This is a genomic window from Streptomyces sp. SID12501 (genome assembly GCF_010550245.1).
Lineage (GTDB): Bacteria > Actinomycetota > Actinomycetes > Streptomycetales > Streptomycetaceae > Streptomyces.
In genome coordinates this window covers 1-419 of record NZ_JAAGLU010000800.1, presented here as the reverse complement: position 1 = coordinate 419, position 419 = coordinate 1, and the positions used below count along the sequence as shown (strand labels likewise).

The window sequence follows — 419 nt, the reverse complement described above, 5'->3', positions numbered from 1 at the left end:
AGCCCCGGCGGACGCTTCCGGCCGGGGCCGCTTTCGGCCGGCCGGAACCCCTGGATCGGCCTCCCACCAGCGGACATGATCGTGTCAACGGCCCGCAGGGGCCGGGGAAACACCGGGTGGTGCGGCCGAAAACGCGTACCCCCGGGCACCGCGCCACTGCGCGTCCGCAGCACATCCACGTCATCATCCCGGGGGATCCGCCATGCCTGCTCGCCGTCGAACCACCGCGCTCGCCTCGCTCACCGCCACCGTCGCCATCGGCGCGTCCGCCGCACTCTCGCTGGGCACCACCTCGGCCTCGGCGGCCAGTGTGGCGACCTGGGACAAGGTCGCCCAGTGCGAGAGCTCGGGCAACTGGAGCATCAACAACGGCAACGGGTACTACGGCGGCCTCCAGTTCTCCGCGTCGACCTGGCGGG

1 protein-coding gene is annotated in these 419 nt (G+C 72.3%); it reads left to right on the top strand.

Going from position 1 to position 419, the window contains the following annotated elements:
• Positions 1-202 precede the first annotated feature (202 nt).
• A partial coding sequence (locus G3I71_RS48525) for a transglycosylase family protein (protein WP_164325372.1) occupies positions 203-419 on the top strand: 217 nt, incomplete at its 3' end.